The following is a 22419-nucleotide window of genomic DNA, read 5'->3' as shown; positions in this document are numbered from 1 at the left end:
GCGTGCGCCACATCGTCATTCAATCGTAGCGGAAGGGGTACACCGGAAAAAATTGATTGGCCGGATGGCGCGCATAGGCGAGCGCTATGCCATGACGGGGCTGGTCAGGCCCTGACCGATTCGAGCAGTTCCCGTACGGCGGCGGCGCGCAGTCGCAGCGCAGGCAGGGCGATCTTCTGCACCAGCTTGTCCTGGCCGGCCATGCGCGTATTGCGGTCGCGCTGGATCAGCGCGATGACCTTGGCCGGGTCGATGGGTGCATCCGGGCCGAACTGCACGGCGATCTGGTGCTCCGAGGCGTCCAGTTTCTGTACGTTCCAGGGCTTGAGTGCGATGCGCAGGCGGTGGGTTTCGATCAGCGCCTGGGTCTGCTCGGGCATCTCGCCGAAGCGGTCGGTCAGTTCCTCGCGCAGATCGCGCAACTCATCCTCGGTGTCGCAGTTGGCCAGCCGCTTGTAGAGCGTGAGCCGCTCCTGCACGTCGGGGCAGTAGCCATTGGGCAACAGGGCGGGCACGTGCAGGTTGATCTCCGAGACGGTCTCGAGCGGGTCGGCGAGATTGGGCTCGCGACCTTCCTGCAGGTCGCGCACGGCGCGCTTGAGCATCTCGCTGTAGAGCGAGAAGCCGATCTGCTGGATCTCGCCGGACTGGTTCTCGCCCAGCACTTCGCCGGCGCCGCGGATCTCCAGGTCGTGCATCGCCAGGTAGAACCCCGAGCCCAGTTCCTCCATCGCGGTGATGGCCTCCAGACGTTTGCGGGCGGCGGTCGAGGGCTTGGCGTCGGCGTCGGTCAGCAGGTAGGCGTAAGCCTGGTGGTGGCTGCGCCCGACGCGACCGCGCAACTGGTGCAACTGCGCCAGGCCGAATCGGTCGGCGCGGTTGATGATGATGGTGTTGGCGCTGGGAATGTCGATGCCGGTCTCGATGATGGTCGTGCACAGCAGCAGATTGGTGCGCTGCTGCGTGAATTCGCGCATCACGCGCTCGAGCTCGCGCTCGGGCAACTGGCCGTGGCCGACCGAAATGCGCGCCTCGGGCACCAGCTCGGCCAGACGGTTGCGCATGTTCTCGATGGTGTCGACCTCGTTGTGCAGGAAATACACCTGGCCGCCGCGCTTGAACTCGCGCAGCACCGCTTCGCGCACGATGCCCTTGCTGTGCGCATGCACGAAGGTCTTGATGGCCAGCCGTTTCTGCGGCGCGGTGGCGATGATCGAAAACTCGCGCAGCCCCTCCAGCGCCAGCCCCAGCGTGCGCGGAATCGGCGTGGCAGTGAGCGTGAGCACGTCGACCTCGGCGCGCAGGCGCTTCATCGCCTCTTTCTGGCGTACGCCGAAGCGGTGCTCCTCGTCGATGATGACCAGGCCCAGGCGCTGGAAACGCACGTCCTTCTGGAGCAGGCGATGGGTGCCGATGATGATGTCGAGCTTGCCCTCGGCCAGCTGTGCCAGCGCCTCGTTCTGCTCCTTGGCGGACTTGAAGCGTGACAGCTCGGCCACGCGCACCGGCCAGTCGGCGAAGCGGTCTGCGAAGGTCTGGTAGTGCTGCTCGGCCAGCAGCGTGGTCGGTGCCAGCACCACCACCTGCTTGCTGTCGGCGACCGCGACGAAGGCCGCGCGCAGCGCGACCTCGGTCTTGCCGAAACCCACGTCGCCGCATACCAGGCGGTCCATCGGACGACCGGACTTCATGTCGGTGACGACCGCATCGATGGCGGCCTGCTGGTCTGGCGTGGTCTCGAAGCCGAAGCCTTCGGCGAAGGCCTCGAGGTCGTGCTGCTTGAAGTCGAAGCGATGTCCCGGGCGCGATTCCCGCTGTGCGTAGAGCACCAGCAGTTCGGCCGCAGTGTCGCGCACCTGCTGCGCGGCGCGGCGCTTGGCCTTTTCCCACTGGCCGGAGCCCAGGCGGTGCGGCACGACTGCTTCCGGATCGGCGCCGGCGTAGCGCGTGATCATGTGCAGCTGGGACACTGGCACGTAGAGCTTGTCGCCGTTGGCGTACTCCAGATGCAGGAACTCCGTGTCGCCTTCGCCCAGATCCATGTGCACCAGCCCGGTGTAGCGGCCGATGCCGTGCGACACATGTACCACCGGATCGCCCGGCTTGAGTTCGGACAGATCGCGCAGCCACCCCTCGACGGTGGCGGCCTTGCGGCTTTCGCGCCGGCCGCGCGGACGCGCCGTGGCGGCGTAGAGCTCGGCTTCGGTGACGACGGCGATGCGTGCTCCCGGCAGGACGAAACCGTTCAGCAGCGGAGAAATTCCCAGGGCGAAGCGCGAGCCGGAGGTGACGAAATCCTCGAAACCGTCGCAGGCGGCGGGCTTCAGTCCGTATTCGGCCAGATATTCGGCCATGGTCTCGCGCCGGCCCGGCGATTCGGCCAGCAGCAGTATGCGACCGCCGGCCTGCGCCCAGTCGCTGTCGAGCAGCGCGGCGAGCTTGTGCAGCGGGTTGGCGGCCTTGCGCTCGACGCCGATGGGCGGCGGCGCCTCGGTGCTGCGTGTCGCCTGTTCGTCGACCGCGGCGTCATCCACGCGAATCTCCAGGCCGGGCAGGGCCTTGAGCGCGACGAAGAAGTCTTCCTGGCCGAGGAACAGCGCCTCGGGGGGCATTACCGGGCGGCTGCGATCGCCCTTGTAGAAGTCGTGACGCAGGCGCGTGTCGCGCCAGAATTCGTCGATCGCGGTGGGTACGTCGTGGTGCAGTACCACCGCCGCGTCGCGTGGCAGATAGTCGAACAGCGTCGCGGTCTCGTCGTGAAACAGCGGCAGGAAGTATTCGACGCCGGCGGGTGCAATGCCATTGGACACGTCCTTGTAGAGCTGCACGCGCGACGGGTCGCCTTCGAAGGTCTCGCGGAAGCGGCTGCGAAAGGCCAGGCGTGCCTTTTCGTCGAGCGGGAATTCACGCGCCGGCAGCAGACGAATCTCGGGCACCGGATAGACCGTGCGCTGGGTATCCGGGTCGAAGGTCTTGATGCTCTCGATCTCGTCGTCGAACAGGTCGAGCCGCAGCGGCAGGGATGACCCCATCGGGTACAGGTCGATGATGCCCCCGCGCACCGAGAATTCACCGGGACTGACCACCTGCGTGACGTGGGCGTAGCCGGCAATGGCCATCTGCATGCGCAGCTTGTCGATGTCGAGCCGTTCTCCCTGTTTCAGGAAGAAGGTGTAGGCCGCCAGGAAGGACGGCGGCGCCATGCGGTAGAGCGCGGTCGAGGCCGGCACCAGTACCACGTCGGTCTCGCCGCGAGCGAGCGAGTACAACGTGGCAAGCCGCTCGGAGATCAGGTCCTGATGCGGCGAGAAGCTGTCGTAGGGCAGCGTCTCCCAGTCCGGCAGCAGGTGGGCGCGCAGTTCCGGCGCGAGCCAGGCGAGTTCCTCCTGCATGCGCTGCGCGTCGGGCGGGTTCGCGCACACCACCAGCAAGGTGCGCCCGCGCGAGGCGAAATGCGCGATCGCGAGTGCGTCGGATGAGCCGGAGAGACGCGGCAGCGTGATGCGCGTTCCCGGTTTGGGAATCGGCAGCGCGGCGAGATCGGGCAGCAGCGGATCGGTGCTGAGGGGCATCGGGAAGGGACGCTCTGAGCCTGGGGCGAGCCGGCAATTATAGGGGATCGACCCCTTGCGACACGAACCGCCGTGCTCGAGTGTCAGCGCGGATCGGCCAGCCGCCAACCCGACAGCAACGGATTGCCGCGGATCTCGCAACCGAGCTCGGTGAGCCATTCACCCACACGCCGGTTTGAGTTGTCGCCCAGCGAGTAGGGGCGCGGGTCGGCGATGAAGAGCAGGTCGTAGTCGGGGTTGTAGCGCCGCTGCGTTGCGTCGTCGAAGCGCGCGTCGAGCGAAGTGCGCAGACGCCGCGCGGCTTCGGCTTCGACGCGCAGTTCGGTGCTTGCGGCGACACCGACCGACATGCGCGACAGCGCCGTTTTCAGGTCCGTCGCCTCGGGTAGATGCTGGCGACCGAGTGCCGAGGGGCTCGGAACGAACAGCGCCTTGAGCCCACTGGTGATCCCGGTGACGCCTTCGGCATACCACTGCCAGTCACCCCAGGAATAGCGATTGATGCCGTCTTCGGCCGGCAACAGGAGGCTGGAATGGCGGCCGTGATCGAGCACCCATACGCTGACCGGATCGAGCGGCTCGGCGGGAGGCACGATGCGAGCCGAGCAGCCGGCGAGCGCGAAAACGGTAAAGAGGACAAAGAGGCAGCCGAGCGTGACGAGCGCTCGTGATCGCGTCAGGCGCCACTCAAGCGACGGTGCCCGGATCCTCATCCTCGTCGTCTCCGTGGATGCGATCGCGCCAGCGTCCCAGCCATTCGAGCGCGAGCGCGTCGGCCGGGAGACTTCCCGGAGCGGTGACGCACAGATCGTGCAGGGCGGACATTTCCTCGGCGGCGCGTCGCACGATGGGCAGTTCTGCCTCGTCTTCGTCCACGATGAGGCGGGTCGGAACGAGGTTCGAGCCCAACGGCGTGGCGCCGGCCAGATCGGGGCGTCCGCCCAGGCAGACCACGCCGGCGAAGCCCGCCGGGTGTTTCCAGGCCGCGCGCACGGCCGCACCGCTGGCCGTACCGTGCGCCAGCAGCAGGACAGGGAGGGAGGCGAGTTCGGGCTGGTGGCGCGCCCATTCGCACGCGGCGAGTACCCGGTTGGCCAGCTCGGGTACGTTGAAGGCTGCGTCGCCGTCGCGGGCGAGTTCGGCGTCGCTGAGCAGTTCGAGTTCCAGCGTCGCGTATCCGGCCTCATGCAGCAGGGCGACGAGACGATCGCCGGCGGTGGTGTCGGACGGCGTTCCGGCATCGAGCAGCAACACCAGGGCGATCACGTCGGGCGCATGGCGCAGCCGCGCGCCAAGCCATTGATCGCTGCACGGGATGCCGACACGGGAGTCGCGCAGTTTCAAGACGATGTCCTCCGGGACAGTGCTATGGCCAGCTTGGCATGGGCTGACATGCGGGACAAGCGGTGATTCATTGCGTGGCAATCCTCACCGGAATCCGCCGCGCACCGAAGGGTGCCGCGAAATGGCCGAAACGCCCGGCCAGCGCCGTTCCGCAGTCCGGGCAATGGCCACCCTCGTCGAGTCGGTAGTCGTCGATCCGGTACCAGTCGCGCACGATCAGACGCGCGCCGCAGGCGCTGCAACAGGTGGTTCCGCCTTCGGTGTCGTGCACGTTGCCGGTATATACGTGATGCAGGCCACTGGCTTGCGCGATGCGCCGCGCGCGCCGCAAGGTGGACGGCGGCGTGGGCGGCACGTCGGCGAGCTTGAAGTCGGGGTGGAAGGCGGTGAAGTGCAGCGGCACTCGCGTGCCACAGTGAGCGGCGATCCATTCGCACATCGCCGTGATCTCGGCGTCCGAATCGTTATGCCCGGGAATCAGCAGCGTGGTCAACTCGACCCATACGCCGCTCTCGCGTACCAGCCATTCGATGGTCTCGAGCACCGGCGCCAGTTGCGCCCCGCACAGCTTGCGGTAGAACGCGTCGCTGAAGCCCTTGAGGTCGACGTTGGCCGCGTCCATAGGCGCGAAGAACTCATCGCGCGCGCACTCGCCGATGTAGCCGGCGGTCACCGCGACCGCGTGGATGCCGCGCTCGCGCGCGGCCTGCGCCGCGTCGATCGCGTATTCGGCGAAGATCACCGGGTCGTTGTAGGTGAAGGCGATGCTGCGGCAGGCCAGCCGTTCGGCCGTGTCGGCGATTGCCTCGGGCGTGGCCACATCCATCAGCCGGTCCATGTCGCGCGACTTGGAGATGTCCCAGTTCTGGCAGAACTTGCACGCGAGATTGCAGCCGGCGGTGCCGAAAGACAGCACGCTGGAGCCCGGAAAGAAATGATTGAGCGGCTTCTTTTCGATGGGATCGACGCAGAAACCCGAACTGCGCCCCCAGGTGGTCAGCACCATCGCGTCGTCCTCGCGCCGGCGCACGAAGCAGGCGCCGCGCTGATCTTCATGCAGGCGGCACAGGCGCGGGCACAAATCGCACTGGATGCGACCGTCGTCGAGGAAATGCCAGTAGCGGGCGGGATGGACGGCGTTCATGCCGGTTGGACCGCAGCGCGAGTCATTCGCTCCATTTGTCGACGGTGAAGGTCGCGAACAGCAGATCGTCGCCGGGATGGTCGGGCGCAAGCCCGGCCTTGCGCTTGAGCTCACCGAGAAAATGCGACGGCTCGGGCAATTGCTCCCAGACCTGCGGCAGGAAGGTCGCGCTGCGACAGCCGCCGTGCAGGATCACCCCGTGTTCGCCGGGACGCAGTACCTCGAGCAGCGCCGCCTCACCCGGTGTGGCCAGCAACTCGGGGCGTGACAGTACGGAGACCTCGATCTGCAGGTGCTCGAACTCGTCGGCCTCAAGCGGCGCGAAGCGCGGGTCGCGACTGGCCGCGGCGACCGCGTTCTCGTCGATGTCCTCGCCCAGCGAACGACGTGCCCGCACACTGCCGACGCAACCGCGCAGGCGACCGTCGTGGTGCAAGGTGATGAAGCTCGCGCCGCGCTCGCCAAGGCGCCGATGCTCGGGCGGCGGCGGCGTCGCGATGTTCAGATGTGCGGCGATGGCCGCGCGTGCGCGTGCGATCAGTGCCGGACCAGGATCAATGTCGGAGGGCATGCGGTCGGTCCGTGGGAAATTCGACAAATGCGACGCTAGCATAGCCCACCACTCGGCTGCGGTCGCCGGCCGTATCGCCGGAATTGCGCAGATCGAGCAGATAGGGCTCCAGCCCGCGCCGTGCGCAGGCCAGCAGCAGGCCGTTGAGCGCATGCGCGCCGCAGGCCTGCTCGCCGTGCAGGCCGGGTCGCAAGTCGAGCATCTGGCGCGCAGTGGCGCGGTCGAGCGCGCGCGCGTCCTCGTAGCTCAGGTAGTGAGACAGGTCGGAGCTGATCAGGATCAGCGTCTCCGGCCCACTCCAAAGCAGGTCGAGCATGTCGGCCACGCGTTGCGCAGAGACCGGGCCGACGAGCAGCGGCAGAATCTCGAAGTGCTCGAGCAGCGTCTGCAGAAACGGCAGCTGGACTTCGATGCAGTGTTCGAGCGCATGCGGTCGGTCGTCCACGACCACGTCGGGCTGATCTTGCACCAGGGTCCATAGAGCGCGATCGACGGGGGTCACGCCCAGCGGTGTCGAGAAGCCCTGGGCCGCGGCCAGCGCGAAACCGGTGACGGGCAGACGATGCGGTGGGCCCAGCAGGACCACGCGCCGGATCTTGCCACGCAGGCCGAGTAGCGAAGCGTAGCCGTTGGCCGCGATGGCGCCGGAGTAGAGATAGCCGGCGTGCGGCACGACCAGCGCCTTGGGCGCGGCGGTCAGTTCCTCGGCCGGCATCGCGGAGGTCAGCAGTTCGCTGACACGGGCGCGCAACAGCTCGGGATCGGCGGGGTAGAAGTGTCCGGCGACGGCCGCCGGACGAATCGATGCGATGGCCATGACCTTGCTTCCGGAGTCCAGGGTTGTCGGGTCGAGACTCATTATAGAAAGCCCGTGCGCGTCTGCCCGGACGGCGTGCGCGCTGCTGCATTAGAATCGCGCCAATGAACGAGCACACCAGTCGCCACGTCGCCCTCGTGCCGGCTGCCGGAAGCGGCAGCCGCATCGGTGCGCCGCTGCCCAAGCAGTATCTGCCGCTCGCCGGCCGGCCCATGATCGCGCACACGCTGGCCGCGCTGTGCGCGGTCGAGGCGATCGAGAAAGTCTTCGTCGTGCTCTCGGTCGACGACCCCGAATGGGGTCGGCACGACTGGTCCTGGCTGGGGCCGAAGCTGGTGCCGCTGTTCTGCGGCGGTGCCACGCGCGCCGCCAGCGTGCTCGGTGGCCTGCGTGCGATCGCCGGCGAACTGGGGCAGGGCGACTGGGTGCTGGTGCATGACGCGGCCCGTCCGTGCATCGCGCCGTGGGAGGTGCAGCGGCTGATCGGCGAGCTCGAGGACGACGAGGTCGGCGGGCTGCTCGCCTTGCCGGTGGCCGACACCCTCAAGCGTGCCGATGGCCACGGGCGCGTGCTCGAAACCGTGGCGCGCGAACGTCTGTGGCAGGCACAGACGCCGCAGATGTTCCGCCACGTGATGCTGCGCCGCGCACTCGAGGACGCCGCCGAGGTGACCGACGAGGCCGGCGCGATCGAGGCCGCAGGCCTGCATCCGAAACTGGTGCAGGGCGACGCGTCCAACCTCAAGGTGACCTGGCCGGTGGATCTCTATCTGGCCGAACGCATACTGGAGGGCCGCCTCGAGGCGGCGCGATGATCTGATGACGACCACCCGGCTTCGTATCGGCCAGGGCTTCGATGTCCATGCCCTGGTGCCCGACCGCCCGCTGATCATCGGCGGTGTGACCATTCCCTATCACCTCGGACTGCTCGGACACTCGGACGCCGACGTGCTGCTGCACGCGCTCACCGACGCACTGCTGGGCGCCGCCGGCATGGGCGACATCGGCAGGATGTTTCCCGACAGCGACGCGCGCTACGCCGGCGCCGACAGCCGCGAATTGCTGCGAGGCGCGTTCCGGCGGGTGCGCGATGCCGAGTTCGCGGTGGTCAACGTCGACGCCACGGTGATCTGCCAGGCTCCGAAGATCCTGCCCCACGCACCGACGATGGTGGAGAACATCGCCTCGGATCTGCGCATCGCGCGCTCGGCGGTGAACATCAAGGGCAAGACCACCGAGGGGCTCGGCTTCACCGGGCGCGGCGAAGGCATCGCCGCGCAGGTCGTCGTGCTGATTGAGCAGCACTTCAAGGATGAGGGCTGAACCGGCCCGTGCCCGCGTGTTCTTTGCCCTGTGGCCCGACGCGGCCACGAGTGCTGCGCTTGCGCGCATCGCCAGCGACGCACACGCACGGTTCGGCGGGCGCGTGATGCGCCGCGAGACCCTGCATCTGACCCTGGCCTTCGTCGGTTCCATCGAGCAAGCGCGCATCGCCGATGTGGCGGCGGCGGGCGATCGTGTGCGCGCACGCGGAATCGATCTGTCGATCGACACGCTCGGCCAGTGGGAGAACAAGCACATTGTGTGGGCCGGCCCGCGCGAGCCCGGCAATGCGCTCGTCGCGCTTGTCGAGACCTTGCGCGCCGAGCTCGAAGCCTTCGGCGTGGCGCTCGAGCGCCGGCCCTTCGTGCCGCATGTGACGCTGCTTCGCAGCGCCGGCTGTGGCAACGAGCACGAGCGGCTCGCCGCGCCGCTGCGCTGGCGCGCCGACGGATTCGTGCTGGTGGAGTCAAGGTTGCAAGCGACGGGTGCAGGCTACGAGACGCTCGCACGCTGGCCGCGCAGGCAATGAAAAGCGGGGCGCGATGGCCCCGCCACATGCGTTCGCTGCTTTTGCGTCTCAGACGAACAGGCAGGTCGACAGGTGCTCGCACAGTGTGGGCTCGGACGACTTGGTGTAGTCCTTCTCGAACCGGTCGGTGACGAGCTGCGCCGTCGGATGGTCGATCTCGGCGTTGAGCATGCCCATGAAGGATGGCGGCGCGACGACGATGGCGCGGCCGAAAGCGTTCTTGGTTCTCCCCTGATAGAGCTCGTGGGCCAGTTCCTGCGCGAAGACCCTGGCCTGGTGGTCCTTGGGCATGGTCTGCGGCGTATGTGCGCCCTTGCCGTTGCCCTGGGTGGCCATGTTGCCGGAACGGTCGGTGACGAGCTCGGAATTCTTGAAACGACTTTCCGGGTGGATCAGTTCCTTGACCAGCCTGATGCCTTTCTTTGGCCCAAGATTTTCATACACGCGGGCGAGGCTGGCGTTTGCAACCAGAATCCAGGTAATTGCCATCGGGTGTTCCTCCGATCATTTGATTGCCATCCGCAGAAGTCGCGCTGCAAGCACGATCCGGGGGAGCGGCGTACGCCCGCTCCCCCGTGTCGTTTGCATCGTTGGCCGTTGCGGCCGATGCATGTTGCGCTAACCGCGCTCAGGCTTCTTTCGGATTCCTGCGCCGCGAAGATTCGCGGCAATCTCAGCGTAGACGTCGCCTCGACAGGGGGCAAACAGTGAATCTTGCGGATGATCGCAAGACCGCCGTGGAAGCCAATCCGCGATCAGCTCGCACGTCGCTCCAGATTCGCGGCGGGATCCAGGCCGAAGAAGCGCGCCAGTTGCGCGTACACCGCCGGATAGGCGGCGCGCAAGGCCTGCGGGGTCTCGAAGAAGGCTTCGGAGGCCACGGCGAAGAACTCGGCCGGATGTTCCGCCGCGTACGGGTCGAGCATCGTCGGCAGGCCCATGTCGACCTGCCGACACAGCGCCTCGTAGGCTGCGCCGAAGTCGCGCGCCCAGGCCTCGACCGACATGCCGGCGGGCAGCGGCGGCAGGCCGTCGGCACCGCCATTGGCCATGTCGAGCTTGTGCGCGAACTCGTGAATCACCACGTTGACACCATCGGGCCGGCCCTCGTCGTCATGCCAGGACAGCAACACAGGCCCGGCCTCCCAGGCCTCGCCCAGCACCTCGTCGTCGAACTCGTGCACGATGCCCGCCTCGTCGACTTCGCTGCGCGGGATCACGATGTCGCCCGGATAAACGACGATGCCGACCCAACCGCGATACGCGTCCAGTCCCAGCCGATACACCGGCAGCGCAGCCTGCAGGGCGATGGCCAGCATCATGTCGTCATCCAGTGCGAACTCGTGTGCGCCATGGAACTGCTTGTGCGCGAGCACACCGGTGGCCAGCTCGCGCAGGCGAGCGCGCTCGTGCGTCTCCAGAAATTCGAGAAAGGGCAGGCGCGCCTCGACGCGTTGCCAGGTTTCGGGGGGGATCTGCGGGCGGTGACGACCCAGCCAGCGACGCAGCAGTTCAAGCACGGCGGTAGCGCGTGGTCAGGTAGATGCCCGACAGGATCAGGCCGATGCCGGCGAAGTGGTACCACTGCGGGCGCTCGCCGAGGAAAACCGCGGCCAGCGCGGTACCGAAGACCGGCATCAGGTGAATGAACAGCGAGCCCTGGCTGGGACCGACGGCGCGTACGCCGGCATTGTAGAAGACATGACCGAGAAATCCGGCGAACACACCCACATAGCCGATCGCGGCGAGCGCACGCGCGCTCAACTCGATGCGCGCACCGGAGGCCAGCTCCAGCACGTACAGCGGCGCCAGCGCGCTCAGGCCGACCAGCGCGCACACGGCGAAGAAGAGCATCGGATGAATCGCCGGACGCCAGTGCAGGCCGACCGTATACAACCCCCACACCATCACCGCGACGATCATCCAAAGGTCGCCGCGGTTGAGCGTGAGCGCGAGCAGGGTGCCGACGTCACCACGCGCGACGATGGTCAGCACGCCGGCGAGCGAGATCATCGCGCCGATGGCCTCGACGCGGCTCAGGCGTCGCCCCAGCAGCGCGAAGGCCAGTGCAATCGTCGCGATCGGAATGAAGGAGTTGAGCAGCGATGCATTGGTCGCCGTGGTGTATTCCAGCGCCACATAGACGAGCGTGTTGTAGCCGCCCACGCCGAGCAGCCCGAGCGCTACCAGGGCGCGCCAGTGGCGACGGATCAGCGGCCATTCGGCGCGCAGATGGGGCAGGGCGAGCGGCGCCACGCAGGCCAGCGCGATGCTCCAGCGCCAGAATGCGAGCGCGATCGGCGGCACCGACTCGTGGATGCCGCGGCCGACCACCATGTTGCCGGACCAGAACAGCACGGTCAGGGTCAGCAACAGATAGGGGCTCGGAGTGGGCGTGCGCATTGGACGAAGGCGGGGCTGGATGCGGCCCCGGATGATCGCATATCGCGGCGGGGGTCGCACGGAGCCCACGGCCGGGGGCCGGCGCTTGTGGGATAATCGTCGACATGGTTTCCGTCACTCACGCCGTATCTCCGGACGCCCAATCCGCGCCGATCGAACTGCTCGTCGAGGGCCTCGAGGCCGACGCCCGCGAGGACATCGAGTCGGCGCTGACGCTTGCCCGCGACATCTATGGCGACGAGGTGCTCGGCACCGGCGAATCGGTGTGGACCCACGCGCTGGGCATGGCGCTGATCAGCAGTTCGCTGCGCCTGGACGCCGAGGCGCGCATTGCCGCCATCCTGTTCGCCGTGCCGGTGTATCGCACCGGCAGTCTGGAACAGGTTGCGCAGCGTTTCGGCGACGCCGTGGCCGGCATCGTCGAGGGGCTGCGCAAGCTCAACGGCCTGCGCGTGGTCACGCGCATGCGCGGAAAGTCCGAGGCGCCTGATGTGCATGCGCAGACCGAGTCGCTGCGCAAGATGCTGCTGGCGATGGCCGCCGACATCCGCGTCGTGCTGCTGCGTCTGGCCTCGCGCACCCAGACCCTGCGCCACCATGCCGACACCAGGAGCCCGGTGTCCGACGAGCTCGCGCGTGAATCGCTCGATCTGTATGCGCCGCTGGCCAACCGTCTGGGCGTGGGCCAGCTCAAGTGGGAGCTCGAGGATCTGTCCTTCCGTTTCCTCGAGCCCGCCACCTACAAGCAGATTGCGCGCAAGCTCGACGAGCGTCGCGCCGAGCGCGAGGCCTTCATCGACGAGGCGCTGGCAGCGCTGCGGCGCGAGCTCGACGCGGCCGGTATCGACGCCGACCTGTACGGGCGACCCAAGCACATCTACAGCATCTACAACAAGATGCGGCACAAGAAGCTCGACTTCGAGCAGGTCTACGACATCCGCGCGGTGCGCGTGCTGGTGCGCAAGGTCAACCACTGCTACAAGGTCCTCGACATCGTCAACCGCCTGTGGGAGCCAATCCCGGAGGAGTACGACGACTACATCAGCAAGCCCAAGGGCAACAACTACCAATCGCTGCACACCGCGGTGCGCGCGGGCGACGGACGCGCGCTCGAGGTGCAGATCCGCACCCACGAGATGCATCGCCATGCCGAGTTCGGCGTGGCCGCGCACTGGCGTTACAAGGAAGGCGGTGGCGCGGCCGAGGCCTACGACGAGAAGATCGCGCTGCTGCGCAGCCTGCTGTCGTGGCGCGACGAGATCGCCGGCAGCGCCGACTGGATCGAGCAGTCGCGCCGCGCCGCCCTCGACGACACCATCTATCTGCTCACCCCCGCCGGGCGCGTGATCGACCTGCCGCGCGGGGCGACGCCGGTGGACTTCGCCTATCGCCTGCACACGGACGTCGGCCACCGTTGCCGCGGCGCCAAGGTCGACGGCCAGCTGGTGCCGCTGAACACGCAGCTGGCGAGCGGGCAGACGGTGGAGATCGTCGCGGCCAAGGAGGGCGGCCCCTCGCGCGACTGGCTCAACCCGCAGCAGGGCTACGCCACGACGCACCGCGCGCGCAGCAAGATTCGCCAGTACTTCAGTCAGCTCGAGGAATCCGAAATGCTCGCGCGCGGGCGCAGCTTCGTGATCAAGGAGTTGCAGCGCGAGGGTCAGACCCAGGTCAATATCGAGGATCTGGCCGAGCGCCTCGGTTTTCGCAATGCCGACGTAATGTTCGTCGCTGCCGGCCGCGGCGAGATCGGCGCGCGTGCCGTGCACAACGCGTTGCGCGGCGCGGCCGAGGCACCGCCTGCCGAGGCTGACGCGGGCATCGTCGTCGGGCGCAGCCGCTCGGGCGGCGCCAGCGGCAAGGTCTTGATCGTCGGCGTGGGCAAGCTGCTGACCTCGCTCGGGCGCTGCTGCAAGCCGGCGCCGCCGGACGCGATCCAGGGCTTCATCACGCGCGGTCGCGGCGTATCCATCCACCGCGTGGACTGCCCGTCGTTCCAGAACCTGGTGCGTCAGGAGCCCGAGCGCGTGATCGAGGCCGAATGGGGCGAGGATGCGTTCAAGGGGCCACAGACGGTGTTCCCGGTGGACGTCAGCGTCGAGGCGAGCGATCGTCAGGGACTGCTGCGCGACATCTCCGACGTACTGTCGCGCGAGCGCATCAACGTCACCGCGGTCAATACGCTGACCAAGAAGGGGCGTGCCCACATGTGCTTTACCTTCGAAGTCGCCGGCGTGGCACAGATCCAGCACGCCATCGGCCTGATCCGCGGCGTCGGCGGCGTCATCGACGCGCGCCGCAAGTAGGCGGGCGCGTCAGCCCGAAGCCAGTTCCTGCAGCAGCATCTGCTGGGCCGAGCGTCTGGCGCCGCGCGCATGCTTGCGGCGGTAGCGGCCGTCGGCGAGCATCTCCCAGGCCTGGGAGTTGTCGGCGACATAGGCGCGCAGCCCTTCGCGCAGCACGCGTCGGCGCAGCTTGGGGTCGAGCACCGGAAAGGCGATCTCGATGCGGCGGAAGAAGTTGCGATCCATCCAGTCGGCGCTCGACAGATAGACCCTGTCCTCGCCGCCGGCATGGAAGTGGAAGATGCGGTGATGTTCGAGAAAGCGCCCGACGATGGAGCGCACGCGGATGTTCTCCGACAGCCCCGGCACGCCAGGTCGCAGCGCGCACGGGCCGCGCACGATCAGGTCGATGGGTACGCCGGCCTGCGAAGCGGCATACAGCGCCTCGATGGTTTCGGGTTCGAGCAGCGCATTGACCTTGACCATGATGCGGCTCTTGCGCCCGGCACGCGCGGCCTCGGCTTCGGCGTGAATGGCCGCCACCACGTTCTGCTGCAGCGCGAACGGGGCCTGCCACAGGTGACGCAGCGTGCTCGCCTTGCCCAGGCCGGTGAGTTGCTTGAAGACCTCGGCGACGTCGGCGCCGATCTCCTCGTTGCAGGTCATCAGGCCGTAGTCGGTGTAGAAGCGCGTGGTGCGCGGGTGGTAGTTGCCGGTGCCAAGGTGCACGTAGCGCATCAAACGCCCGCTCTCGCGGCGCACCACCATCAGCATCTTGGCGTGGGTCTTGTAGCCGACCACGCCATAGACGACGTGCGCACCGACTTCCTCGAGGCGGTTGGCGAGCGTGATGTTGGCTTCCTCGTCGAAGCGCGCCATCAGCTCGAGCACCACCGTGACTTCCTTGCCCTTCTGCGCGGCCCGCGCGAGCAGTTCCATCAGCACCGATTCGGTGCCGGTGCGATACACGGTCATCTTGATCGCCAGCACCTGCGGATCGTCGACCGCCTCGCGCAGGATCTGGATGACAGGCTCGAAGCTCTGGAAGGGATGGTGCAGCAGCACGTCCTGACGGCGGATCGCTGCGAAGATGTCGCCGCGCTTGGGGTCGATGCCGCGCGGCATGCCCGGCGTGAACGGTGCGAAACTCAGATCCGGCCGGTTGACCCAGTCGGGTACCTGCATCAGGCGCACCAGGTTGACGATGCCAGGCGTGCGATAGACGTCGCCCTCGGACAGGCGGAACTGGTGCAGCAGGAACTGCTCCATCTCGTCCGAGCAGGTGTCGGCGATCTCCAGGCGCACCGCGTCGCCGAAGTGGCGCTGCTGCAACTCGCCCTTGAGCGAGGCCATCAGGCTCTCGACCTCTTCCTCGTCGACGAACAGGTCGGAGTTGCGCGTCAGACGGAACTGGTAGCAGCCGAGCACGCGCATGCCGGTAAACAGCTTGTTGGCGTTGGCGTGCATCACCGAGGAGAGGAAGACGAAGGTGTACTCGTGTTCGCAGATCTCGCGCGGCAAACGGATCACGCGCGGCAGTGCGCGCGGCGCCTGCACGATGGCCGCGCCCGAGTCGCGCCCGAAGGCGTCGCGCCCTTCGAGCTCGACGGCGAAGTTCAGACTCTTGTTGAGCACGCGCGGAAACGGGTGAGCCTGGTCCAGGCCGATCGGCGTGAGCACCGGGATGACCTCGCGGTCGAAGTACTCCTCGATCCAGGTGTTCTGCGCTTCGCTCCATTCCCCGCGACGCAGGAACACCACCCCTTCGCGCTCGAGCGCGGGCAGGATGTCGTCGTTGAGCAGTTCGTACTGGTCGGCGATCAGCGAATGCACTTCCTTGCTGACGCGGCTAAGCAGTTCCTCCGGCGTGAGCCCGTCAATGCCCGGCGTGCGGATGCCCAGACGGATCTGCTCCTTGATGCCGGATACGCGAATCTCGAAGAACTCGTCGAGATTGCTCGAGACGATGCACAGAAAGCGCAGGCGCTCGAGCAGCGGCATGTCGCGGTCGGCCGCCTGGGCGAGCACGCGCCGCTGGAACTGCAGCAGAGACAGCTCGCGGTTGAGGAAGTGCTCGGACGGGAAGTTCTGGGTTCGCGGAGGCAGTTTCATCGTGGTTCCGGAGTTTCGTGCCGGCTTGCGGCCGGCCATCGTGCGGCATGAAGATTACACTTCGGTGACACCGGCATGATGCGTCCAAGCTTACCTCAGCGCCGCCAAGGATGCGCGGTCGAGCGCCGGGCGCGGCGGCCCGGATGTTAGAATCCGCCCATCCGAATTCCGCCTTTCCGGCACCTATCCGAACATCATGCATGAACTGATCGCTGCGATCGACCTCGGTTCGAACAGCTTCCGGCTGCAGGTGGGCAAGATCGTCAACGATCAGATCTACCCGCTCGACGGCATCAAGGAGCCTGTGCGCCTGGCCGCCGGACTGACCGCCGACAAGCTGCTCGATGCGGCCGCCCTGCAGCGCGGTTTCGATGCGCTGAGTCGCTTCAACGAACGTCTGCGCGGCTTTCCGCCCGAGGCGGTACGTGCCGTGGCGACCAACACGCTGCGCGTGGCCAAGAACGCACGTGTCTTTCTCGAGCAGGCAGAAGAAGTGCTCGGTGTGCCGATCGAGGTCATCTCGGGCCGCGAGGAGGCGCGCCTGATCTACGTCGGCGTGGCGCACACGCTCCCCGAACCGCATCGTCAGCAACTGGTCGTGGACATCGGGGGTGGGTCGACCGAGCTGATCATCGGCAAGAGTTTCGAACCCATCCTGCTCGAATCGCTCTACATGGGCTGCGTGGGCTACAGCCTGAACTTCTTCCCGGGCGGACGCATCACGCGGGAGTTCCTGCGCGAGGCCGAACTGGCCGCGCGCAGCGAACTGCAGACCATCGCCTTGCCCTATCGCGAGGCCGGCTGGGAAGTGGCGGTGGGGTCGAGCGGCTCGGCCAAGGCGCTGATCGACGTGCTCGAGCAGAACGGCTGGGCCGAGGGCGCGATCACCGTCGAAGGGCTGGAGCGCATGCGCAACGCACTGCTGCGTGCCGGGCGGCTCGATCGCGTCAAGCTCGTCGGGCTCAAGGACGATCGCGTGCCGGTCATCCTCGGCGGCTTCTCGATCATGTCCGCGGTGTTCAAGGAGTTCGGCATCGAGCGCATGGTGTTCTCGGATGGCGCGCTGCGTCTTGGCGTGCTCTACGACCTGCTCGGCCGCTATCACCATCACGACTTGCGCGACGCGACCGTGTCGGCCTTCGTCTCGCGCTACGGCATCGACCCGCGCCAGGCCACGGCCGTGGCCGACACTGCCTGCCATCTCTTGGCCTGTCTCGACCCCGAGACGGCCGACCCCGACCATCCCGACCACCGCTTCCTGCGCTGGGCAGCGACCCTGCACGAGATCGGCATCTCGGTGGCCCATGCGAGCTATCACAAGCACAGCGCCTACATTCTCGGCAATGCCGACATGCCCGGCTTCTCGCGCCTGGACCAGTCCCGCCTGGCACGTATTGCGCTGGGCCATCGCGGCAAGCTCGCGCGCGTGGCCTCGCTGCCGGATGAGAGCCCCGACTGGCTGCTGATCGCCTGTCTGCGCCTGGCCTTTCTGCTGCATCGCGCGCGCGATGGGCGCGGCGTGCCGCCGGTGTCGCTGGCGCGCACCTCGGCCGGCTTCGCGATCCGCCTGGAACGCGACTGGCTCGACCAGCGCCCGCTCACCGCTGCCGCGCTCGAGGACGAGCAGCACCAGTGGCTGTCGGTCGGGCGCGGACTGGCCGTACAGGTGCGCGACGCGGGACGCGCGACTGCCTGAGGCGCGAGCGACGCGAGGACCGGCATCATGCTCATCGACACGCATTGTCATCTGGACGTCACCGAGTTCGACGGTCGGCGCGAGGCGGTGCTCGATGCGGCGCGCGCGGCCGGTGTGGGCGCCTTCGTCGTGCCGGCGGTCGGGGCGGAGAACTTCGCCGCCGTACGCGCACTGTCTGCGGCGCACGCCGACGTGCGTCACGCCTACGGCATCCATCCGCTGTTCGTGACACGCGCGCGCGAAGCCGACCTCGAAGTGCTCGCCGAACGTCTGGGCGAGGGCACGGCGGTGGCGGTCGGCGAAATCGGTCTGGATCACTACGTCGCCGACGTCGATCCGGACACGCAACGCCACTATTTCGTCGAGCAACTCAAGCTGGCGCGCCGCTTCGGCCTGCCGGTGATCCTGCACGTGCGCCGCGCCGTCGACGCCATCCTCAAGGAGTTGCGGCGCATCGAAGTGCCGGGTGGCATCGCCCATGCGTTCAACGGCAGTCGTCAGCAGGCGGACATCTTCCGCGCCATGGGTTTTCGCCTGGGATTCGGCGGCGCGGCGACCTTCTCGGGTTCCACGCGCATCCGTCGGCTCGTCGCCGAACTGCCACTCGAGTCCATCGTGCTGGAGACCGATTCGCCCGACATCCGGCCGGAGTGGGCGCAGGATCGACCCAACGAGCCGGCCAACCTGCCGCGCATCGCCGCGGTGATCGCGCGGCTGCGCGGCATCGGCGTGGACGAGCTGGCCGCAGCCACGGCCACCAATGCACAGGCCGTGCTGCCGCGACTGGAGCACGCGGGTGATGGGATAATGCACGGCCAACATTCCGGGAGAGAAGCTTGAAGATCCTCGTACCCGTCAAGCGCGTAGTCGATTACAACGTCAAGATCCGTGTGCGGACCGACGGCACCGGCGTCGATCTGGCCGGCGTCAAGATGTCGATGAACCCCTTCGACGAGATCGCCGTCGAAGAGGCCGTGCGCCTGCGCGAAGCCGGCGTGGCCACCGAGGTCGTCGCCGTCAGCTGCGGCACGGATGCGTGTCAGGAAACGCTGCGCACGGCGCTGGCGATCGGCGCCGATCGCGCCATCCTGGTGGAGACCGGCGCCACGCTGCAGCCGCTGGCGGTGGCCAGGCTGCTGCGCGAAATCGTCCGCCAGGAGGCGCCCGATCTGGTGATCTGCGGCAAGCAGGCCATCGACGACGACGCCAACCAGACCGGCCAGATGCTCGCGGCGCTGATGGGCTGGCCGCAGGCGACCTTTGCCTCGAAGCTGATGGTGGCCGACGGGCGCGCCGAAGTCACGCGCGAGATCGACGGCGGGCTGGAAACGATCTCGGTGGTACTGCCGGCGGTCGTGACCACCGACCTGCGCCTGAACGAACCGCGCTACGCGACCCTGCCCAACATCATGAAGGCCAAGCGCAAGCCGCTGGCGCGCACGAGTCCCGAGGTGCTGGGCGTGGATGTGACACCGCGCATCGAGGTGCTGGGGGTGGCGGAGCCGCCGCAGCGCCGCGCCGGCGAGCGCGTCCCCGATGTCGCGACGCTGGTCGATCGACTGCGCAACCACGCCAAGGTGATCCCGTGAACATCCTCGTCATCGCAGAACACGACAATCACGCCCTGCGCCCGGCCACGGCCCCGACGATCGCCGCCGCGCGCGCGATCGGCGGTGAGGTCACGCTGCTCGTCGCCGGCCACGACTGCGCCGCAGTGGCGCAGCAGGGCGCTTCACTCGACGGCGTGGCCCGCGTGCTCGTCGCCGATGCGCCGCACTATGAACACGAACTGGCCGAAAACCTGGCCGCGCTGGTGCTCACCCTGACCGAGGGACGCACCCATGTGCTCGCGCCGGCGACCACCTTTGGCCGCAACCTGATGCCGCGCGTGGCCGCGCTGCTCGGTGTCGCGCAGATCGGCGATGTCGTCGAAGTGTGTACCCCGGACACCTTCGTGCGCCCGATCTATGCCGGCAACGCGCTCGAGAGCGTGCGCAGCCTGGATGCCGTGCGCGTGCTCACGGTGCGGCCCACGGCGTTCGAGGCGGTGGCGCGGGTTACGGCGAACGCGCCGGTGGAGGCGATCGCGGCCGGGCCGGACCTCGCGTTGTCGCGCTTCGTCTCACGCGAGCTCACGCGTTCCGAACGGCCCGAACTGGGCAGCGCGCGCGTGGTCGTCTCGGGCGGGCGCGGGCTGGGCAGCGCCGAGCGCTTCGAGGCCGTGCTCGGACCGCTGGCCGAACGCCTTGGCGCGGCGCTGGGTGCCTCGCGCGCGGCGGTCGACGCGGGTTACGTGCCCAACGACCTGCAGGTCGGCCAGACCGGCAAGATCGTCGCGCCGGAACTGTATGTGGCGGTCGGAATTTCCGGCGCCATCCAGCACCTGGCAGGCATGAAGGAGTCACGCGTGATCGTGGCGATCAACAAGGATGCGGAAGCGCCGATCTTCCAGGTCGCCGACTACGGTCTGGTCGCCGACCTGTTCCAGGCGGTGCCCGAGCTGCTCGCCGCGCTCGAGCGGGACGGCTGAATGGATCTTCCGTTCGAACTGTTCCCGTTGTCCTGGCACGTCATCGCCGCCTTGCTCACGCTTGCCGCGCTCGCCGTGGCGGCGCGCGGCATCGACTGGCGAGCGCTGCTCGCCTCGGGCGTGCGGCTCAATCTCGCCTGCGGTCTGGCCGTGGTGATGGCGCTGCTGTGGAGCCTGCGTGCCGGCGTGCTGCCGGGACTCAACCTGCATCTGTTCGGTGCGATGGCCGCCTGTCTGCTGCTGGGCCCGAGACTGGCGCTGTTCGCGCTGTCGCTGTCGCTGGGCGGCGTGGCCGCCAATGGCGCGATCGAGTGGGCGGCGTGGCCGATCAACTTCGTCGTGATGGTGCTGGTGCCGGTGCTGTGCGCGCACGCGATCCGGCGCGCGGTCGAACGGCTGCTGCCGGCGCACTTCTTCGTGTTCGTGTTCGTGATGGCGTTTGCCGGTTCCGGCCTGGTGGTGCTGGCCGGCGGCGCCTTCGCCACGGCGCTGCTGGCACTGTCCGGTGCGTATCCGTGGTGGAGGCTCGCTTCCGACTATCTGCCGTACTTCCTGCTGCTGGGCTTCTCGGAGGCGTGGATCGGTGGCGCGGTGACCACCATGTTCGTGGTCTACAAGCCCGAATGGGTGGCCGCCTTCGACGACCGCCGCTACCTGGGCGGGCGATGAGGCGCCCGGCGGCGCAGCCGCGAAGGCCTGCGCCGCCCGGACGGGACCGGACTTACTCGATCGTGGCCTTCTCGCGCAGTGCGTTCATGTGGTTCTCGACGCGTTGCTGCTCGAGGTGCTGCTTCAGCTCCTGACGCACTTCGGCGATCGGCGGCGGCTCGACCTCGCGTTCGTCGAGCAGCTCGATGATGTGGTAGCCGAAATCGCTCTGCACCGGCTCCATCGTCATCTGGCCCTTTTCCAGCGAAGCCAGCGCCTCGGCAAACGGCGGCACGTAGAGATCGGCGGTACTCCAGCCCAGCTCGCCACCCTTGTCGCGCGAACCCGGATCCTTGGACTGCTTGGCCAGTTCGGCGAAATCCTCGCCGGCGCGCAGGCGGTCGATGATCTGCTGGGCCTCGTCCTCGGTCTCGACCAGGATGTGGCGCGGCTTGTACTCGGTTCCGCCCAGGCGCCCCTTGATCGATTCGTATTCCTTCTCGATATCCGCATCGCTGACGGGATTGGCCGCCATGTAATCCTGCAGATAGGCGCGGATCACGATGGCCTGTCGGGCCAGTTCGAGCTGCGTCTGCACGGCGGGCTTGTCCTGCGTGCCGGCGGCCTGCGCGGCCTGCGAGAGCACTTCGCGGCGGATCAGTTCCTCGCGCACGGCTTCGCGCAGCTGCGGCGAATCGGGCTGACCCTGACCGCGCTGCTCGTTGACGATGATCTCCAGGCGCTCGGCGGGGATGTGCTGGCCATTGACGGTGGCCACCGGGTCGGCCGCGAACACCGACTGGCACAGAATTCCGGTTGCCAGAGCGACGGCGATGCGGCAGCGAGTGAGTTTCATCGAGATTCCTTTTGACTGGATGGTGATTCGGCCTCGTCGGCCGTGAGCGCCCGGATCGCGAGCGCGTGAATGGGGCCGCGCATCATGTCGCCGAGCGCGGCGTAGATCATACGATGGCGGGCCAGCGTGCCAAGGCCCTGGAAACAATCCGAAACGATGACGAGGTGATAATGACCGCCGCCGCTCTTGGCACCTTCGTGTCCGGCATGCAGGGCGCTGTCGTCGCGGAGTTCGACCGAGACGGGATTCAACTCGGCCAGTCGTTGGCGCATCTGTTCGACGCGGTTCACGGCAGGACCTTCTTGTATGGATGGACGCGGGTGCGGGCGAACACGCCGGCCTCGACGTAGGGGTCGGCGGCGAGCCAGGCTTCGGCGCTTTGCAGCGAATCGAATTCCGCGATCACCAGGCTGCCGGCGAAACCGGCCGGACCCGGGTCGGGCGAGTCGATGGCCGGCATCGGCCCGGCGACGAACAGTCGGCCCTCGTCACGCAGCGCTTCGAGGCGTGCCAGATGGGCGGGGCGGGCGGCCAGTCGGGCGTCGAGACTCGTCGGGGCGTCTTCGCCGATCAGTACGTAGAGCATGTC

At 67.7% G+C, this 22419-nt stretch carries 22 protein-coding genes; 9 read left to right on the top strand and 13 right to left on the bottom strand.

Annotation, left to right across the window (positions count from 1 at the left end; all coding sequences use genetic code 11):
• Nucleotides 1–104: 104 nt before the first annotated feature.
• From mfd to amrB, 6 genes are all read right to left on the bottom strand, one after another.
• Nucleotides 105–3572 carry a transcription-repair coupling factor gene (gene mfd, locus C0099_RS08085; RefSeq protein WP_102246958.1) on the bottom strand — a complete coding sequence of 1156 codons (3468 nt, stop codon included), beginning with the start codon at nt 3570–3572 and terminating at the stop codon, nt 105–107.
• A gap of 83 nt (nt 3573–3655) precedes the next feature.
• Complete coding sequence (locus tag C0099_RS08080) at nt 3656–4165, bottom strand: DUF2459 domain-containing protein (RefSeq protein ID WP_123785227.1); 510 nt, start codon at nt 4163–4165, stop codon at nt 3656–3658.
• A gap of 94 nt (nt 4166–4259) precedes the next feature.
• A complete protein-coding gene (locus tag C0099_RS08075) occupies nt 4260–4916 on the bottom strand; it encodes a dienelactone hydrolase family protein (RefSeq protein ID WP_102246956.1) in 657 nt (218 codons plus the stop codon).
• 67 nt (nt 4917–4983) lie between these two features.
• Nucleotides 4984–6060, bottom strand: a complete 1077-nt coding sequence (gene amrS / locus C0099_RS08070; protein ID WP_102246955.1) for an AmmeMemoRadiSam system radical SAM enzyme — start codon at nt 6058–6060, stop codon at nt 4984–4986.
• A gap of 22 nt (nt 6061–6082) precedes the next feature.
• Nucleotides 6083–6631, bottom strand: coding sequence for an AmmeMemoRadiSam system protein A (gene amrA / locus C0099_RS08065; protein WP_102246954.1), 549 nt, complete (start codon nt 6629–6631; stop codon nt 6083–6085).
• Nucleotides 6615–7448: an AmmeMemoRadiSam system protein B gene (gene amrB / locus C0099_RS08060; protein ID WP_102246953.1), complete on the bottom strand. Its 834-nt coding sequence runs from the start codon at nt 7446–7448 to the stop codon at nt 6615–6617. The genes amrA and amrB overlap by 17 nt, the downstream gene beginning before the upstream one ends.
• 104 nt (nt 7449–7552) lie before the next feature.
• Between amrB and ispD the strand changes: the two genes are divergently transcribed.
• Genes ispD through thpR form a run of 3 tightly spaced genes read left to right on the top strand, consistent with a single transcriptional unit; the run spans nt 7553 to nt 9300 of the window.
• Complete coding sequence (gene ispD, locus C0099_RS08055; RefSeq protein WP_102246952.1) at nt 7553–8263, top strand: 2-C-methyl-D-erythritol 4-phosphate cytidylyltransferase; 711 nt, start codon at nt 7553–7555, stop codon at nt 8261–8263.
• Nucleotides 8264–8267: 4 nt separating this feature from the next.
• Complete coding sequence (gene ispF / locus C0099_RS08050; protein ID WP_102246951.1) at nt 8268–8771, top strand: 2-C-methyl-D-erythritol 2,4-cyclodiphosphate synthase; 504 nt, start codon at nt 8268–8270, stop codon at nt 8769–8771.
• Nucleotides 8761–9300, top strand: coding sequence for an RNA 2',3'-cyclic phosphodiesterase (gene thpR, locus C0099_RS08045; protein ID WP_102246950.1), 540 nt, complete (start codon nt 8761–8763; stop codon nt 9298–9300). The genes ispF and thpR overlap by 11 nt, the downstream gene beginning before the upstream one ends.
• A gap of 48 nt (nt 9301–9348) precedes the next feature.
• Here thpR and C0099_RS08040 read toward each other — a convergent pair whose 3' ends face one another.
• From C0099_RS08040 to C0099_RS08030, 3 genes are all read right to left on the bottom strand, one after another.
• The gene (locus C0099_RS08040) at nt 9349–9789 is read right to left on the bottom strand and encodes a host attachment protein (protein WP_102246949.1); all 441 of its coding nucleotides are present in this window, start codon (nt 9787–9789) and stop codon (nt 9349–9351) included.
• Between the two features lie 266 nt (nt 9790–10055).
• On the bottom strand, nt 10056–10820 hold the full coding sequence (locus C0099_RS08035; protein ID WP_102246948.1) for a M90 family metallopeptidase: 765 nt from the start codon (nt 10818–10820) through the stop codon (nt 10056–10058).
• Complete coding sequence (locus C0099_RS08030) at nt 10813–11703, bottom strand: DMT family transporter (protein ID WP_102246947.1); 891 nt, start codon at nt 11701–11703, stop codon at nt 10813–10815. The genes C0099_RS08035 and C0099_RS08030 overlap by 8 nt, the downstream gene beginning before the upstream one ends.
• Before the next feature lie 104 nt (nt 11704–11807).
• Between C0099_RS08030 and C0099_RS08025 the strand changes: the two genes are divergently transcribed.
• Nucleotides 11808–14009, top strand: a complete 2202-nt coding sequence (locus C0099_RS08025) for a RelA/SpoT family protein (RefSeq protein ID WP_102246946.1) — start codon at nt 11808–11810, stop codon at nt 14007–14009.
• A gap of 9 nt (nt 14010–14018) precedes the next feature.
• Here C0099_RS08025 and ppk1 read toward each other — a convergent pair whose 3' ends face one another.
• Entirely contained in the window at nt 14019–16100 is a 2082-nt protein-coding gene (gene ppk1, locus C0099_RS08020; RefSeq protein WP_102246945.1) for a polyphosphate kinase 1, read from the bottom strand.
• 196 nt (nt 16101–16296) lie between these two features.
• Between ppk1 and ppx the strand changes: the two genes are divergently transcribed.
• The 5 genes from ppx to C0099_RS07995 are packed head-to-tail and all read left to right on the top strand — an operon-like array spanning nt 16297 to nt 20995.
• Complete coding sequence (gene ppx / locus C0099_RS08015; protein ID WP_102246944.1) at nt 16297–17796, top strand: exopolyphosphatase; 1500 nt, start codon at nt 16297–16299, stop codon at nt 17794–17796.
• A 27-nt stretch (nt 17797–17823) separates the two neighbouring features.
• Nucleotides 17824–18636, top strand: coding sequence for a TatD family hydrolase (locus C0099_RS08010; RefSeq protein WP_102246943.1), 813 nt, complete (start codon nt 17824–17826; stop codon nt 18634–18636).
• Nucleotides 18633–19385, top strand: coding sequence for an electron transfer flavoprotein subunit beta/FixA family protein (locus C0099_RS08005; RefSeq protein ID WP_102246942.1), 753 nt, complete (start codon nt 18633–18635; stop codon nt 19383–19385). The genes C0099_RS08010 and C0099_RS08005 overlap by 4 nt, the downstream gene beginning before the upstream one ends.
• Complete coding sequence (locus tag C0099_RS08000; protein ID WP_102246941.1) at nt 19382–20326, top strand: electron transfer flavoprotein subunit alpha/FixB family protein; 945 nt, start codon at nt 19382–19384, stop codon at nt 20324–20326. The genes C0099_RS08005 and C0099_RS08000 overlap by 4 nt, the downstream gene beginning before the upstream one ends.
• Nucleotides 20327–20995: an energy-coupling factor ABC transporter permease gene (locus C0099_RS07995; protein ID WP_102246940.1), complete on the top strand. Its 669-nt coding sequence runs from the start codon at nt 20327–20329 to the stop codon at nt 20993–20995.
• Nucleotides 20996–21047: 52 nt separating this feature from the next.
• Here the strand turns inward: C0099_RS07995 and C0099_RS07990 are convergent, their stop codons facing one another.
• Genes C0099_RS07990 through C0099_RS07980 form a run of 3 tightly spaced genes read right to left on the bottom strand, consistent with a single transcriptional unit; the run spans nt 21048 to nt 22416 of the window.
• Complete coding sequence (locus C0099_RS07990) at nt 21048–21830, bottom strand: peptidylprolyl isomerase (RefSeq protein ID WP_102246939.1); 783 nt, start codon at nt 21828–21830, stop codon at nt 21048–21050.
• Complete coding sequence (locus C0099_RS07985; RefSeq protein ID WP_102248436.1) at nt 21827–22102, bottom strand: BolA family protein; 276 nt, start codon at nt 22100–22102, stop codon at nt 21827–21829. Before C0099_RS07985 ends, C0099_RS07990 begins: the two co-directional genes overlap by 4 nt.
• Nucleotides 22103–22116: 14 nt before the next feature.
• A complete protein-coding gene (locus tag C0099_RS07980; RefSeq protein WP_102246938.1) occupies nt 22117–22416 on the bottom strand; it encodes a YciI family protein in 300 nt (99 codons plus the stop codon).
• Between the last annotated feature and the right edge of the window lie 3 nt (nt 22417–22419).

Source organism: Pseudazoarcus pumilus (assembly GCF_002872475.1).
Taxonomy (GTDB): Bacteria; Pseudomonadota; Gammaproteobacteria; order Burkholderiales; family Rhodocyclaceae; genus Pseudazoarcus; species Pseudazoarcus pumilus.
The sequence above is the reverse complement of the archived record's forward strand: the minus strand, read 5'-3'. Positions and strand labels throughout refer to the sequence as shown.